General features: G+C 72.8%; 10 protein-coding genes. 7 read left to right on the top strand and 3 right to left on the bottom strand.

All coding sequences use genetic code 11. The features are described from left to right. Window positions 1-127: 127 nt before the first annotated feature. A complete protein-coding gene (locus SM793_RS02010) occupies window positions 128-874 on the bottom strand; it encodes an RDD family protein (RefSeq protein WP_320436220.1) in 747 nt (248 codons plus the stop codon). Between the two features lie 606 nt (window positions 875-1,480). Between SM793_RS02010 and SM793_RS02005 the strand changes: the two genes are divergently transcribed. The 6 genes from SM793_RS02005 to SM793_RS01980 all read left to right on the top strand — a co-directional run bounded on the left by SM793_RS02005 (window position 1,481) and on the right by SM793_RS01980 (window position 7,056). Continuing rightward, window positions 1,481-2,335 carry a bifunctional methylenetetrahydrofolate dehydrogenase/methenyltetrahydrofolate cyclohydrolase gene (locus SM793_RS02005; protein ID WP_320436219.1) on the top strand — a complete coding sequence of 285 codons (855 nt, stop codon included), beginning with the start codon at window positions 1,481-1,483 and terminating at the stop codon, window positions 2,333-2,335. 80 nt (window positions 2,336-2,415) lie between these two features. Next, window positions 2,416-2,835: a DUF3017 domain-containing protein gene (locus SM793_RS02000; RefSeq protein ID WP_320436218.1), complete on the top strand. Its 420-nt coding sequence runs from the start codon at window positions 2,416-2,418 to the stop codon at window positions 2,833-2,835. A 201-nt stretch (window positions 2,836-3,036) separates the two neighbouring features. Further along, entirely contained in the window at window positions 3,037-4,029 is a 993-nt protein-coding gene (locus tag SM793_RS01995) for a malate dehydrogenase (protein WP_320436217.1), read from the top strand. Between the two features lie 79 nt (window positions 4,030-4,108). Then, on the top strand, window positions 4,109-5,434 hold the full coding sequence (locus tag SM793_RS01990) for a hemolysin family protein (RefSeq protein WP_320436216.1): 1,326 nt from the start codon (window positions 4,109-4,111) through the stop codon (window positions 5,432-5,434). A 30-nt stretch (window positions 5,435-5,464) separates the two neighbouring features. After that, the gene (gene trpS, locus SM793_RS01985) at window positions 5,465-6,505 is read left to right on the top strand and encodes a tryptophan--tRNA ligase (RefSeq protein ID WP_320436215.1); all 1,041 of its coding nucleotides are present in this window, start codon (window positions 5,465-5,467) and stop codon (window positions 6,503-6,505) included. Next, window positions 6,502-7,056 carry a 2'-5' RNA ligase family protein gene (locus tag SM793_RS01980; protein ID WP_320436214.1) on the top strand — a complete coding sequence of 185 codons (555 nt, stop codon included), beginning with the start codon at window positions 6,502-6,504 and terminating at the stop codon, window positions 7,054-7,056. The genes trpS and SM793_RS01980 overlap by 4 nt, the downstream gene beginning before the upstream one ends. Here SM793_RS01980 and SM793_RS01975 read toward each other — a convergent pair. After that, window positions 7,041-9,575, bottom strand: coding sequence for a CDP-glycerol glycerophosphotransferase family protein (locus tag SM793_RS01975; RefSeq protein ID WP_320436213.1), 2,535 nt, complete (start codon window positions 9,573-9,575; stop codon window positions 7,041-7,043). The two genes, SM793_RS01980 and SM793_RS01975, sit on opposite strands and share 16 nt — an antisense overlap. Before the next feature lie 185 nt (window positions 9,576-9,760). Next, window positions 9,761-13,336 carry a bifunctional glycosyltransferase family 2 protein/CDP-glycerol:glycerophosphate glycerophosphotransferase gene (locus tag SM793_RS01970; protein ID WP_320436212.1) on the bottom strand — a complete coding sequence of 1,192 codons (3,576 nt, stop codon included), beginning with the start codon at window positions 13,334-13,336 and terminating at the stop codon, window positions 9,761-9,763. Window positions 13,337-13,494: 158 nt separating this feature from the next. On the opposite strand from SM793_RS01970, the gene SM793_RS01965 reads away from it, so the two are divergent. Next, complete coding sequence (locus SM793_RS01965) at window positions 13,495-14,493, top strand: glycosyltransferase family 2 protein (protein ID WP_413815850.1); 999 nt, start codon at window positions 13,495-13,497, stop codon at window positions 14,491-14,493. The last annotated feature ends 10 nt before the right edge of the window (window positions 14,494-14,503 follow it).

Raw genomic sequence — 14,503 nt, 5'->3', positions numbered from 1 at the left:
TGGCACGGCGCTGTACGGCGCCTGACGCCGCGGCCCGGAACGGAACGACGGAACGGCCCGGAACGACGGAACGGCCCGGCTCCCTCCACCGAGGGGGCCGGGCCGTTCCGTCGTACGCGGTACCGCGTTACTTCTTGATCACCAGGGTGCCGGCGGCACGGTCGTGCCAGCCCTGCAGCTTCCCGGAGTTGTCGAAGAACGGCGACAGGTAGACCAGCAGCGCGCCGATGTAGCAGAGGAACGCGCCGACGATCGGGATGATGAAGCGGATGAAGCCGCCGCCCAGGCCCGGGTTCTGGCCGGTGCTCTCCTTGACCACGCGCAGGCCCATGGCCATCTTGCCCAGGGTCGCGCCGGCGAAGGAGACCAGCAGCCACTCGTAGAGCAGGTTGAACACGGCGAGCACGCCGATCATGATCATCATGGTGGCGACGATGCCGCCCGCGGCGTCGGTCTGCTGCTGGAGGCAGTCGCTGTAGGCCGCGCTCGGGTAGGTGTACTGCGAGCAGTCGTCGGCGTCCTTGACGATGCCGAGCGCGCCGGCCAGGCCGAGGGCCATGACCAGGGCGATGATCGCGCCGACGGCCAGGCCGTCGATCAGCCGGGCCAGGAAGCGCTGGCCCATGGTCGCCAGCTTGACGGTGCCGAGCTGGGCGATGTTGATGTAGCCGTTGTTCGCCTGGAGGGTGCCCGGCATCGGCGCGTACGCGTAGGCCTGCTGCTGCGGCACGCCGTAGCCCGGCTGCTGCGGGGGCTGCTGCGGGTAGCCGTAGCCGGCGGCCGGCGGAGCCTGCTGCGGGTAGCCGTAGCCGGGCTGCTGCGGCGGCTGCTGGGGCTGGTTGTACGGGTTGTTGGGGTCGGGCGGGTAGCTCATCGATGCCTCCGGGCAGATGGGGACGAGTGGGGACGGGACAGCGGAGGCCCCGGAACGGGCCGGCTGGACGGGTAGCCGGTCGGACGGGACGTTAGCGGAGCACACTGACACCGGGGGCGTGGACCACCCGGTGCGCGCGCCCGCTCAGGGCCGTGGGAAGCGTGCGAACGGGAGCCGGAACGGTCCGGTGGCGCGCGGCAACCCGCGTCGGCGGTCGGTCGTCGGCGCGGTGCGGTCTGGTCGGCTCACTTCGTTCTTCCCCCGAGTACGCCCCGCCGGGTCTGTCCGTCGGCCCGTCACCGGGCCGGATTCGGCGGGGAATGCCTGCTTATCGTCGACCGGACGGCAGTACCGTGTCCAGCCGCGTTCACGCCTCGGGCCGGACTGTGGCGCAACCGCAATAAGAGCCGAACGTTCCGCATCCGTCCGGCCCCCGCCAGGACCGCCCCCGGGACCCCCGTCCGGAGCCCGCCCGGCCCTGGCCCGGAGCCAGCCCGGCCCCGGCACGGCTCCCGCCCGGCCCCCGCCCGCAGCCACCCGGCGGCCCCCGCCCGGGGCCCGGGACCGGTGGCACGGACGCCTGCCCCGATCCGGGAGAATGGGGTCATGACTGCGCAGATTCTCGATGGCAAGGCGACCGCGGCCACGATCAAGTCCGAACTCGCCGCCCGCGTGGCGGCCCTCAAGGCCAAGGGCATCACGCCCGGCCTCGGCACCGTCCTGGTCGGCGACGACCCGGGCAGCCGCTGGTACGTCAACGGAAAGCACAAGGACTGCGCCGAGGTCGGCATCGCCTCGATCCAGCGCGAGCTGCCCGCCACCGCCACCCAGGAGGACGTCGAGAACGTCGTCCGGGAGCTCAACGCCGACCCGGCCTGCACCGGCTACATCGTCCAGCTGCCGCTGCCCAAGGGCCTCGACCAGAACCCGGTCCTGGAGCTGATGGACCCGGACAAGGACGCGGACGGCCTGCACCCGACCTCGCTCGGCCGCCTCGCCCTGGGCATCGAGGGCCCGCTGCCCTGCACCCCGCTCGGCATGGTCGAGCTGCTGCGCCGCCACGGCGTGCCGATCGACGGCGCCGAGGTGGTCGTGGTCGGCCGGGGCGTGACCGTCGGCCGCTCGATCGGCCTGCTGCTCACCCGCCGCAGCGAGAACGCCACCGTCACCCTCTGCCACACCGGCACCCGCGACCTCGCCCACCACCTGCGGCAGGCCGACATCATCGTCGCCGCCGCCGGTGTGCCGCACCTGGTCAAGCCGGAGGACGTCAAGCCCGGCGCGGCCGTGCTGGACGTCGGCGTCAGCCGCAGCGAGGGGAAGATCGTCGGCGACGTGCACCCCAACGTGGCCGAGGTGGCCGGCTGGATCTCCCCGAACCCCGGCGGCGTCGGCCCGATGACCCGCGCCATGCTGCTCAACAACATCGTGGTGGCGGCCGAGCGCCGCGCCGGCGCCTGACCGTCCCCGCCCGGCCGCCGGCCCACCGGGCCCGCCCGGCCCCGACCCATCCGATCGACGATCCCGAAGGACGGGAAGCCATGACCGAACCGCGCCGGACCCGGCGCAGGCCGGTGAAGACCACCGGCACCCTGCCCCCCGAGGGCTCGGCGGCCGCGCTCGGGCGCGACCACGCGCTGCCGGTCCGGCAGTGGCCGATAACGGTGGTCCTGCTGGTGGTCGCCGCCGGTCTCGCGGTCACCTGGTTCGCCGACTTCCAGGACGGCTTCAGGTACGGGCTGCTGATCATCGGCGGCGGCGTGCTGCTCGGCGCGCTGCTCCGGCTGGTGCTGCCGGAGGTCGGCATGCTGGCGGTGCGCAGCCGCTTCACCGATGTGATCGTGCTGACGTTCCTGGGCCTGTCGATCGTGCTGCTGACCCTGATGGCCCAGCCGAACCCGTGGCTGGAGTTCCCGCTGCTGGACAACATCGGCCAGCTGATCGGCCGTCCGCGCCGCTGACGGGACCCGCCGCCGGCCCCCCGCCCGACGCCCGGGCGGGGGGCCGTCATCCTCTGTGACCGAGCAGTCACGACCGCGACCGAGGCGTACGCTTCCCTTTGCGATACCCTGACGCCGGTTCTCTCGATGTCGAGAGACCGTCCTCGGCTCCGGCGCGCCGACGTGCCTGGGGCACCTGGCGATTTGCTGGAGAAGGTAGAAATGACCCGCACCCCTGTCAATGTCACCATCACCGGAGCGGCCGGCCAGATCGGCTACGCGCTGCTCTTCCGCATCGCCTCGGGCCACCTGCTCGGCGCCGATGTCCCGGTGAACCTGCGCCTCCTGGAGATCCCGCAGGGCCTCAAGGCCGCCGAGGGCACCGCCATGGAGCTCGTGGACTGCGCCTTCCCGCTGCTGCGCGACATCACCATCACCGACAAGCCGGCCGAGGCCTTCGACGGCGCCAACGTCGCGCTGCTGGTCGGCGCCCGCCCGCGCACCGCCGGCATGGAGCGCGGCGACCTGCTGCAGGCCAACGGCGGCATCTTCGGCCCGCAGGGCAAGGCCATCAACGAGAACGCCGCGGACGACATCAAGGTCCTGGTGGTCGGCAACCCGGCCAACACCAACGCCCTGATCGCCCAGCGCAACGCCCCGGACGTCCCGGCCGAGCGCTTCACCGCGATGACCCGTCTGGACCACAACCGCGCCGTCGGCCAGCTGTCCGCCAAGACCGGCGCCCTGGTCTCCGACATCAAGCGCGTCACCATCTGGGGCAACCACTCCGCCACCCAGTACCCGGACATCTTCCAGGCCGAGATCGCCGGCAAGCCGGCCTTCGAGGCCGTCGGCAGCGACCAGGAGTGGCTGGAGAAGGACTTCATCCCGACCGTCGCCAAGCGCGGCGCCGCCATCATCGAGGCCCGTGGCGCCTCCTCGGCCGCCTCGGCCGCCAACGCCGCCATCGACCACGTGTACACCTGGGTCAACGGCACCGCCGAGGGCGACTGGACCTCGATGGGCGTCGTCTCCGACGGCTCCTACGGCGTCCCGGCCGGCCTGATCTCCTCCTTCCCGGTCACCACCAAGGACGGCGGGTTCTCGATCGTCCAGGGCCTGGAGATCTCCGACTTCTCGCGCGGCCGCATCGACGCCTCGGTCCAGGAGCTGACCGAGGAGCGCGACGCGGTCCAGGAGCTCGGCCTCATCTGAGCCGGCCCCGGCGCCTCCACGACGGCCCGTCGTCCCCGTTCCGCGGGGACGGCGGGCCGTCGTCCTACACTGGCCCGCTGTGACCGAAACCATCGAGGACGCCGCGCTCGTCCTCGTCTTCATCGTCCTGGGCGGCCTGTTCAACGTCGCCGAGATCTCGCTGATCTCGCTGCGCGAGGGACAGATCCGGACGCTGGAGGCGCGCGGCACCCGGCGGGCGGCCCGGGCCGCGCACCTCGCCGCCGACCCGAACCGCTTCCTGGCGGCCGTCCAGGTCGGCGTGACCTGCATGGGCTTCCTCTCCGCCGCGTTCGGCGCCGACACCCTGGCCGGCAAGGTGGCCCCGCTGTTCGTCCGGGCCGGGCTGTCCGAGGGGGTCGCCGACGCCGCCGCCCTGGTCGGGCTGACCCTGGTGATCAGCTATGTCTCGCTGGTGCTCGGCGAACTCACCCCGAAGCGGATCGGCCTTCAGCGGGCCGACTCCATCGCCCTGCTGGCGGCGCCGGTGGTCGACGTCATGTCGGTGGCGCTGCGCCCGGCGATCTGGCTGCTCGGCCGCTCCACCGACCTGATGGTCCGGCTGTTCGGCGGCGACCCGGCCGCCGGCCGGGGCTCGATGAGCTCGGAGGAGCTCCGCGGCCTGGTCGCCGCCAACACCGAACTCGGGAGCGACGAGCGGACGCTGATCGCCGATGTGTTCGCCGCGGGCGAGCGCCAACTGCGCGAGGTGATGGTCCCGCGCACCGAGGTGACCTTCCTGGACGCCGAGCGCCCGCTCGCCGAGGTCCGCGCCCAGGCGGACTCCTCGCCGCACTCCCGCTACCCCGTGATCGAGGGCAGCTACGACGCGGTGACCGGCTTCGTGCACGTCCGCGACCTGTACGGCGTGCGCGGCGAACGGGCCGCCAAGGCCCGCGACCTGGCCCGCCCGATCAAACTGCTGCCCGGCACCAAGCGGGTGCTGGAGGCGATGGGGGAGATGCGCCGGGAGGGCCACCACCTGGCGATCGTGGTCGACGAGTACGGCGGCACCGCCGGCATCGTCACCCTGGAGGACCTGGTGGAGGAGGTGATCGGGGAGATCCGGGACGAGTACGACACCCCGGAGTCCTCCCCGACCCGGCGCCTGGCCGGCGGCGGCGTGGAGCTCGACGGCCTGCTCAACCTGGCCGACTTCGTCGAGGAGACCGGCGTCACCCTCCCCGAGGGCCCGTACGAGACGGTGGCCGGCTGCCTGGTCGCCGCGCTCGGCCGGCTGCCCGCCGACGGCGACCTGGTGCGGATCCCGGCCGGTCCCGGCGAGGAGGTGCTGCTGACGGTGGCCAAGCTGGAGGGCCGGCGGATCGCCCGGGTGAGGGTGAGTGCGGTCACACTGGCGGAACCACCGGGGCAGGAGGTTTCCTGACCGGTCGGTGGAACTGGAACAATGGCCCGCATGGTCAACGCAGCGGTCACTGGTCCGGTCAAGGACCGTCCCCGGGTGCTCTCGGGCATCCAGCCCACCTCCGGCTCGTTCCACCTCGGTAACTACCTGGGCGCGGTGCGCCAGTGGGTCGACCTGCAGAAGGAGAACGACGCCTTCTACATGGTCGTCGACCTGCACGCGATCACCGTGCCGCAGGATCCGGCGACGCTGCGCCAGAACACCCGGATCTCCGCCGCGCAGCTGCTCGGCGCCGGTCTGGACCCGGAGCACTGCACCCTGTTCGTCCAGTCGCACGTGCCCGAGCACGCGCAGCTCGCCTGGGTGATGAACTGCCTCACCGGCTTCGGCGAGGCCTCCCGGATGACCCAGTTCAAGGACAAGTCCTCCCGGTACGGCGCCGACAGCACCACGGTCGGCCTGTTCACCTACCCGATCCTGCAGATCGCGGACATCCTGCTCTACCAGGCGGACGCCGTCCCGGTCGGCGAGGACCAGCGCCAGCACGTGGAGATCACCCGCGACCTCGCGGAGCGCTTCAACTCCCGCTACAGCCCGACCTTCACGGTCCCGAAGCCGTACATCCTCAAGGAGACGGCGAAGATCCAGGACCTCCAGGACCCGGCCGTCAAGATGAGCAAGTCGGCGTCCTCCCCCAAGGGCCTGGTCAGCCTGCTGGACGAGCCGAAGGCCAGCGCCAAGAAGTTCAGGAGCGCCGTCACCGACACCGGCACCGTCGTCAGCTACGACGAGCAGGAGAAGGCCGGCGTCTCCAACCTGCTGCGGATCCACTCGGCGCTCAGCGGGCAGTCGGTCGAGCAGCTGGTCGCGCACTTCGAGGGCAGGATGTACGGCGCCCTGAAGACCGAGCTGGCCGAGCTCTTCACCGAGTGGGTGCTGCCCTTCCAGGAGCGCACCAGGACCTTCCTGGACGACCCGGCCGAGCTGGACCGCGCCCTCGCGGTGGGTGCCGAGAAGGCCCGCGCGGTGGCGTCCGAGACGCTGGCCACGGTGTACGACCGGATCGGCTTCCTCCCGGCCTCCGCGCGGTGACTCCGCTGACGAGCCTGCCCGGTGGTCAGGAGCTCCCCGAGTTCCTGACCATCGGCGTGTCCGTCACTGTCCCGGACCCGCACGGCACGGCGATCCAGGACGCGCGGGCCGGGCACGGCGATCCGCTGGCCCGGTCGATACCCACGCACGTCACCCTGCTGCCGCCCACCGAGGTGCCGGCCGAGGCACTGCCGAAGATCGAGGAGCACCTCGCGGCGGTGGCCGCCGCGCACCGGCCGTTCCGGATGGTGCTGCGCGGCGGCGGTACCTTCCGCCCGGTCTCCCCGGTGGTCTTCGTCCGGGTGGAGGAGGGCGAGCGGGAGTGCCGGCTGCTGGAGGCGGACATCCGCTCCGGCCCGCTGGCCAGGGAGCTGGCCTTCCCGTACCACCCGCACGTGACGGTGGCGCACGGCCTCGCGGAGGACGTGCTCGACCAGGCCCAGGAGCAGGCCCGGTCCTTCCACGCGGCGTTCGCGGTCCCCGGGTTCAGCCTCTCCCGCTTCGACGTCGACGAGGTCTGGCGGCCCTGGCGTTCCTACGCCTTCTCCTGACCCCCGGGCCGGCCGCCGAGCGCCAGCATCCGGTCGACCACCCGGCGGGCCGCGTGGCCGTCGTCCAGCACGCAGTGCGTGTCCCGGAAGCGCCGGTAGACCTCGGCGTACCCGGCCGGCACCGCGCCGCCGTCGTCCGCGAGTGCGCGCAGCGCCGTGACCAGGCCGGCCGAGTCGTCCAGCAGCGGTCCCGGGGCCTGGGCCTCGAAGTCGAAGGCGAAGCCGCGCAGGCCGTCCCGGTAGTGCGCCAGGTCGTAGGTGAAGAACAGCATCGGCCGGCCGGTGACCGCGAAGTCGAACAGGATCGACGAGTAGTCCGTCACCAGCACGTCGGCGATCAGCAGCAGCTCCTGGACGTCCGGGTAGTCGGCGCAGTCGATCGCGAAGCCGTCCCCGGTGCCGGTCAGCGGCTCGCGGACGTGCGCGTGCGGGCGCAGCAGCAGCACATGGTCCCCGCCGAGCGCCTGCCGGGCCCGCTCGAGGTCGAGCCGCAGGTCGAGCCGGAAGCCGTCGCCGTCCGGGCGTGGCCGGTCCTCCCGCCAGGTCGGCGCGTAGAGCACCACCCGACGGCCCGCCGGGATCCCCAGCCGGCGCCGGACGGCGGCCGCCCGGCGCGGGTCGGGGCGGGCCAGCACGTCGTTGCGCGGGTAGCCGGACTCCAGGATCTCGCCCCGGTAGCGGAAGGCCCGGCGCAGGAGCGGGGTGGCGAAGGGGCTGGGGGAGAGCAGCAGGCTCCAGTGCGGGGTCTCCCGGTCGAGGGCCGCGAGGTAGCCGTGGTCGGCGAGCCAGGGGTTCTCGACGTCGTGGGCGATCCGCTTGAGCAGGGCGCCGTGCCAGGTCTGGACGACGACCTGGCCGGGGCGCCGGCGCAGGAAGTCCGGGAAGTGGGTGTTGCCGACGAGGTAGCGGCTGGTGGCGAGGGCCCGGTACCACTCGGGGCTCCAGACCCGGACGGCGCGGACCCCGGGCGGCAGTTCGGCCTGGGCGTCGTCGACCACCCACAGGTGCTCCAGCGGTGTGCCGCGGCGGGCGAGTTCGGTGTGCACGGCGCGCGGTGAGTCGGCGTAGCCGCGGCCGCCGAAGACGTCGTAGAGCACGGCCTCGCGCAGCGGTTCGCGGCAGGCGGCGGGGTAGCCGGCGGTGCGCTGGCGGGCCTGGGTCCACGCGCTGCGCTCGGTGGCGCTGAGCACGGGGGTGGAGTCCAGCAGCAGGGTGTCGTGCCAGCGGCGCTCCAGCAGGATCCGCTTGCCGCCGGCCAGGGTGGCGGCGGGCAGCACGGCCAGGACGGCGGGCGAGGCGGTCAGCGGGCGGGCCGGTCCCGGCCGGCCGACGGGCTCCAGGGTGGCTTCCCACAGGCCCTTGCGCAGGGGCAGCGCGGTCCCGTCGGAGCCGGTGCGGGTGGCGGGCAGCCGGATTGTGAACCGCCGCCCCGGGCCGGTCTCGACCGGGTGGCGGACCTCGCCGCCGGTGCCGTTGTGCCGCAGGACGAGTTCCAGCGGGCCGTCGACGGGGCAGTGGCCGGTGAGTTCGAAGCCGCCGGCCCGGTCGGTGAGCCGCTCGACCCAGCCGGCGGCGGGCCGGACGCAGAACTGGAGCCGGCCGTCGGCGAGGTGCTTGAGGTGCAGGACCCGGTCCTCGGCCCCGGGCAGCGGGTGCTGGCCGGAGACCGGCCCGAGGCGCTCGTCCAGGACGAGCGCCTCGGCGGTGCCGTCGGGGCGGACCAACGCGGCGTCCCAGTGCTCCAGTTCACCGGCGCCGCGCCCGTCGGCGGTGAACGGCGCGTACGGCAGGCGGACGCCGCGGGTCCGTCCGCTGCCGGTGGCGGGCCGCACCAGGACGGTGCCGCTCTCGCGGTGGCGCAGCCGGAACGCGGTCCGGTCCGGGAGCGGCTCGGCGGCGGTGAGGTGCAGGTCGATCCCGTCGGGGCCGGGGACGGCCCGGGTGAGGCGGGCGGCGGGGCGTTCGAGCCGCACGGCGAGCCGGCCGTCGGCGAAGTACGGCTGGAGCCGCACGTCGTGGTCGACCCAGCGGGCGGGCGGGTACTCGCCGGAGCCGCACCAGTGCGGGGCGAGGCCGCCGTACTGGCGGCGCAGCCGGGTCGGGCGGGCGAGGGTGAACAGGGTGGCCTCGACGGTCCAGTCGCCGAGCAGCCAGCCGTCGGCGGTGCGCAGCCGGCGCGGCTCGACCAGGGCGGTGAAGCCGGCCCAGTCGTGGTTGTGCTCGGGCTGGGCGCTGTCGTCGGTGACCTCGGGGAGCCGGCGCGGCCTGGTGGGGAGGTGGAGGGGTGTGCCGCGGTCGTCGGGGCGCAGGGTCAGCCAGGTCCAGGCCGAGCCGGGGCGGGCGGTGGACCGGTCGTCGGGGCGGGCGAAGCCGGTGAGCTCCAGGCCGCGGGAGGACCAGCGGGCGCGCAGCAGTCCGAAGGCGGCGTGCTCCTCCTGGTCCGGCAGCGGGGTGCCGAAACGCGGGTCGCCGAACCGGGGGGCGGCGTGCGGGAGGACGAACCTGGTGAGGACAGCCATTTCCACGGACCTTTCTCGGCGAGAATTCCATCTCACCCGGAAAAGCATCCGAGGTCAATTTGGGAATTGACTGTGAATTAGCTGGCGAGTTCGTTCCGGAAACTCCAGTTCGAAAGGCCCGGAAATGCGGGAGGCGCCCGACGCGAAAAGTGCGTCGGGCGCCTCCACCGGGTGGGAATTCCCGGTCAGGCCTCGCGGCTCAGCATGGCGTCCACCGCCCGGGCGGCGGCGTGGCCGTCGTCCAGGTCGCAGTACTTGTCGCGGAACGCCGCGTACTTCCCGGCGTACTCGGCGGTGACCTCGTCCACCCGGCCGAGTGCGGCCACCAGCTCCTCGGACGTGGCCAGCAGCGGGCCGGGCGCGTCCGCCTCGAAGTCCAGCGAGAAACCGCGCAGGTTGTCGCGGTAGTGCGCCAGGTCGTAGGTGAAGAACAGGATCGGCTTGCCGGTCACGGCGAAGTCGAAGGTCGCCGCCGTGTAGTCGGTGACCAGCACGTCGGCGGCCAGCATCAGCTCGCCCATGTCCGGGTAGCTGCTGACGTCCCAGACGTAGCCGTTGCCGGCGCTCGGGATCTGCTCGCGGACGTTGGCGTGCCGGCGGACCAGCAGCACCTGGTCCTCGCCGAGCGCGGCCTGCGCCGCCTCCAGGTCCAGCTGGAGGTGCAGCTGGTAGCCGCCGTAGTGGCGGCGCCGGTCCTCGCGCCAGGTCGGCGCGTACAGCACGACCTTCTTGCCCTCGGGCAGGCCGAGCCGCTCGCGCACCCGCTCGGCGGTCTTCTCCTTGTCGGCGGCGAAGAACACGTCGTTGCGCGGCAGGCCGCTCTCCAGGATCTCGCCCTTGAAGTCGAAGGCGCGGCGCAGCACCGGGGCGGCCCAGGTGCTGCCGGCCAGCAGCAGGCTCCAGTTCGGGACCTCCTTGGCGAGGCCCTTCAGGTAGTGCGCGTCGGTGAACCAGACCTTCTCGAAGTCGTGGCCGATCTGCTTCAGCGGCGAGCCGTGCCAGGTCTGCAGCACGACCTGGCCGGGCCGGCGGACGAAGAAGTCCGGCAGGTGCGCGCTGGTGACGATGTACTTCGCGGTGGCCAGGGTCTCGAACCACTCCGGGCTCCAGAGCCGCACCGGGCCGACCGACTGCGGCAGGTCCGCCTGGAGGTCGTCGGCGCCCCACAGGTGCTCCAGCGGCAGGTCGCGGCGCACCAGCTCCTCGTGGATCGCCCGCGGCGAGTCCGCGTAGAGGCCGCCGAGCGCGACGTTGTAGAGCACCGTGTCGCGCAGCGGCAGCCGGCGGGCGGCCGGGTAGTCGACCGTCCGCAGCTTGCGCTGGCGCCAGCCGCTGCGCTCCTCCGGAAGCAGTATGTTCTCGGACTCCAGCTGCAGGCCGTCGTGGTGGCGCCGCTCCAGCACGATCCGCTTGCCGCGGGCCTCCACCTCCAGCGGCAGCGCGTTCCAGCACTCGGGCGCGATCAGCGCGTAGGAGGCCATGTCCGGGTGGAAGACGGCGCCGACCGGGCGGAACGAGACGTTCCAGCCGCCCTTGGCCAGCGGCACGTTGCCCGCGAAGGACGCCGTCGGCACGGCCGGCAGCGCGGTCCGGAACCGGCCGTCCGCGATCTCCACCGGGTAGACGTGCTGCTCCTCGCCCCAGTGGTGGCGCACGACCAGCTCCCAGTGGTGGGTGCCGGGCAGCGGGAAGGTGCCGCTGAGCAGGAAGCCGTCCGCGCCGCGCGCGGTCACCTCGTGCACGACCGGCTGCAGCAGCTGGTCCAGGAACTGGAGGTAGCCGCCCGGGGAGGGCTTGGAGTAGAGGGCGCGTCGCTGCTCGGGCGCGGCGTCGGGGTTCAGCACCAGGTTGAGCTGCTCCGGCGCGTTCCGGTCGTCCCAGACGAGCGGGGCGGTGGTGCCGTCGGCCAGCTCCAGGGTGGTGTCCCAGCGGTCGCGGGCGCGCTCCTCGGCGATCGGGTCCAGCTCGGCCCAGGACTCCCGGACCTCGGTCAGCTCGGCGACCGGCACGGCGGCGTGGAACTGCTGGAGGCTGCCGACCGAGGTGCCGGTGGTCACCGGGAAGGTCAGCTCGCGCTCGGACTCCACGTGGGTCATCCGCAGCCGGGCGCCGGCCAGCCGGACGCCGGAACGGGCGGCGCCGGACACCTCGACCGTGTCGCCGTTCGCGGCCAGCCCGGTCACCCGGACCTTGGCGTTCTCCACCCGCAGGTAGACGCTGCCGTCGCGGACGAACGGGACGACCCGCACGTCCGGCTCGACCCAGTGCGAGGGCTGGTAGAGCGCGGTGTCCGCCCAGCCGGCCCAGACCCGGCCCTTGTAGACGCCGCCCTTGCCCGCGCCGGCGACCAGGACGCGCCAGTTGCCGTCCTTCCACTGGCCGCGGTGCTTGAGCTTCTCCGGGTCGAGCGCCACGGTGAAGCCGGCCCAGTCGCAGTTGTAGAGGTCGTGGTGGTTGGTGGCGGTGGCCTCGGGGCTGTACTGGGTCTTCATCGGCACGGCGACGACCCGGCGGCCCTTGGCCTCGCGCAGCACCAGGGTGCGCACCATGTCGTGCTTGTTGGCCGCGCCCAGCTGCTCCGGGTACGCGTGGCCGGTCAGTCGCAGCCGGCCGCCCTCCCAGTGCGCGTCGTAGAGCCGGCTGCGGATGACGGTGGAGTTGCGCAGGCTGAGCAGGCCGGCCGGCACGCTCTTGCGGCCGCCGCGCAGGAACGGGTAGTCGGCGTACGGGCGCAGCAGGCCCTTGGCGACGACACCGCCGTTGCTCTCGCCCTCGTACTTGATCTGCTCGACGAACTCGTCGATCCGGCCCTGCAGGGTCAGGTGGTACTTCAGCCGCAGCGGCGCGCGCAGCTTCTTGACCTGCTCGGGGCCGATCGCCCGCAGCAGCCGGCTGACGCTGGTGATGTACGCGTCCCGGTACTCCTTGTCGCCGTCCACGACGGACCAGAAGAACATCGGGATCTCTTCGACGAGGGTGTTCTCGTCGTAGCTCTTCAGGTACTCGGCGAAGCGCGGCTCGGTCTGCTTCCGCAGCCAGGCGCGGACCAGCTCGACCGAGGCGACCCGGTCGACCAGGCCCTTGGGGTTGGTGCGCATCTGGGTGATCGACATCTCGCCGACCTCGCGCTCGCGCCAGTGGTAGATCGGCTCGGAGAGCACGTCCACGCTCTTGGCGAGGTAGTGGTGCGGCACGCTGACCGGGGCGTCCTCGTACAGGATGCCCTCGGGGTAGACGATGCCGGCCGCGTCGAAGAAGGAGCGGCGGTACACCTTGTTCCACGCGGTGCGGTCGGTGACCAGCGAGGGGATCTCGGTGATGTGCGTCTTGAGCACGGTCTTGGCGAACGGGCGGCTGTGGCCGCCGGACTGGTAGTAGCCGATCGCGCGGAAGCGCAGCACGTTGCCGGTGGCGAAGTCCGAGCCGGTCTCGTCCAGCGTGTTGATCATCAGCTCGTACGCACTGGGCGGCATCGAGTCGTCGCTGTCGACGAAGCACAGGAACTCGGCGTCCGGGTCGATGTGCCGGATACCGGTGTTGCGGGCCGCGCCGAGGCCCTTGTTGACCTGGCGGACCAGCCGGAACCGGGAGTCCTTGGCGGCGTACGCCTCGGCGAGGGCGGCGCTGTCGTCCTTCGAACCGTCGTCGACCATGACGCACTCGAAGTCCGTGAAGGTCTGGGCGGCGATCGAGTCGAGGCATTCCACGAGGTAGCGCTCGACGTTGTAGATCGGGACGACGATGGAGAGGCGGGGAGCCATCGGCTACGCAGGCCTTTCTCGGGAAGGAGCGTGGCAGCCCCCTCGGGGTCTGACCGCACTTTGATTCGGTGCGTACGTGCGCGTCGATCCTACCCCCGGCCCACGGCCCCGCCGGGGGCCCTCCGGGGGCCTTCGCGCAGGCCCACTACCCTGGGGCCATGCCCCGCTTCAGTGTGATCGTCCCGGTCTACCGGGTCGAGGAGTACCTCGCCGAGTGCCTCGCCTCGGTGCTCGGCCAGGACGGTCCGGACATCGAGCTGATCGCGGTGGACGACCGCTCCCCGGACGGCTGCGGAGCCATGCTCGACACGGCCGCCGCCGAGGACCCCCGGGTGCGGGTGCTGCACCTGCCGGAGAACGTCGGCCTCGGCCGGGCCCGCAACGCCGGCCTCGCCGTCGCCACCGGCGACTACGTGCTCTTCCTCGACAGCGACGACACCCTGACCCCCGGTCTGCTGAAGGCCGTCGACGACCGGCTGCGGGCCGTCGGCGACCCGGACGTCCTGGTCTACGACTACGCCCGCACCTACGCGGACGGCCGGACCGTCCGGGCCGCCTCCGCCAAGGTCTTCGGCGCCCCCTCCCGGGAGGTCTTCGACCTCGCCGACCGGCCCGAGCTGCTCGAACTGCTCCAGGTGGTGTGGAACAAGGCCTACCGCCGCGACTTCGTCACCGCCCAGGGCCTGACCTTCCCGGCCGGGTACTACGAGGACACCCCGTGGACGTACCCGGCGCTGCTCGCCGCCCGCGGCATCACCCTGCTCGACCGGGTCGGCGTCCACTACCGGCAGCGCCAGGAGGGCGGCAACATCCTGGCCACCGCCGGCCGCAAGCACTTCGACGTCTTCGGCCAGTACGACCTGGTCTTCGCGTTCCTCGACGACCGCCCCGAGCTCGACCGCTGGCGACCGGTGGTCTACGGCCGGATGCTGCACCACCTCAACACCGTGGTCTCCCGGCCCGGCCGGATCCCGCCCGGCGACCGCCGGGAGTTCTTCCGCCGGGCCGCCGAGCACTGCGCCCGGCTGCGCCCGGCCGGCTACCGGGCGCCCGTCGGGGTGTCCGGACTGCGCACCGAACTCCTCGGCCACGGCCGGTACACCGCCTACCAGGCGGTCCGCGCGCTGGCCCGGGCCCGCCGGATGGCCCGCCGCTGACGGCGGGTCT

This window comes from Kitasatospora purpeofusca, from assembly GCF_034043715.1.
Classification (GTDB): domain Bacteria; phylum Actinomycetota; class Actinomycetes; order Streptomycetales; family Streptomycetaceae; genus Kitasatospora; species Kitasatospora purpeofusca_A.
Note: the sequence above shows the minus strand (reverse complement) of the source record. Positions and strands in the feature narration are given on the sequence as shown.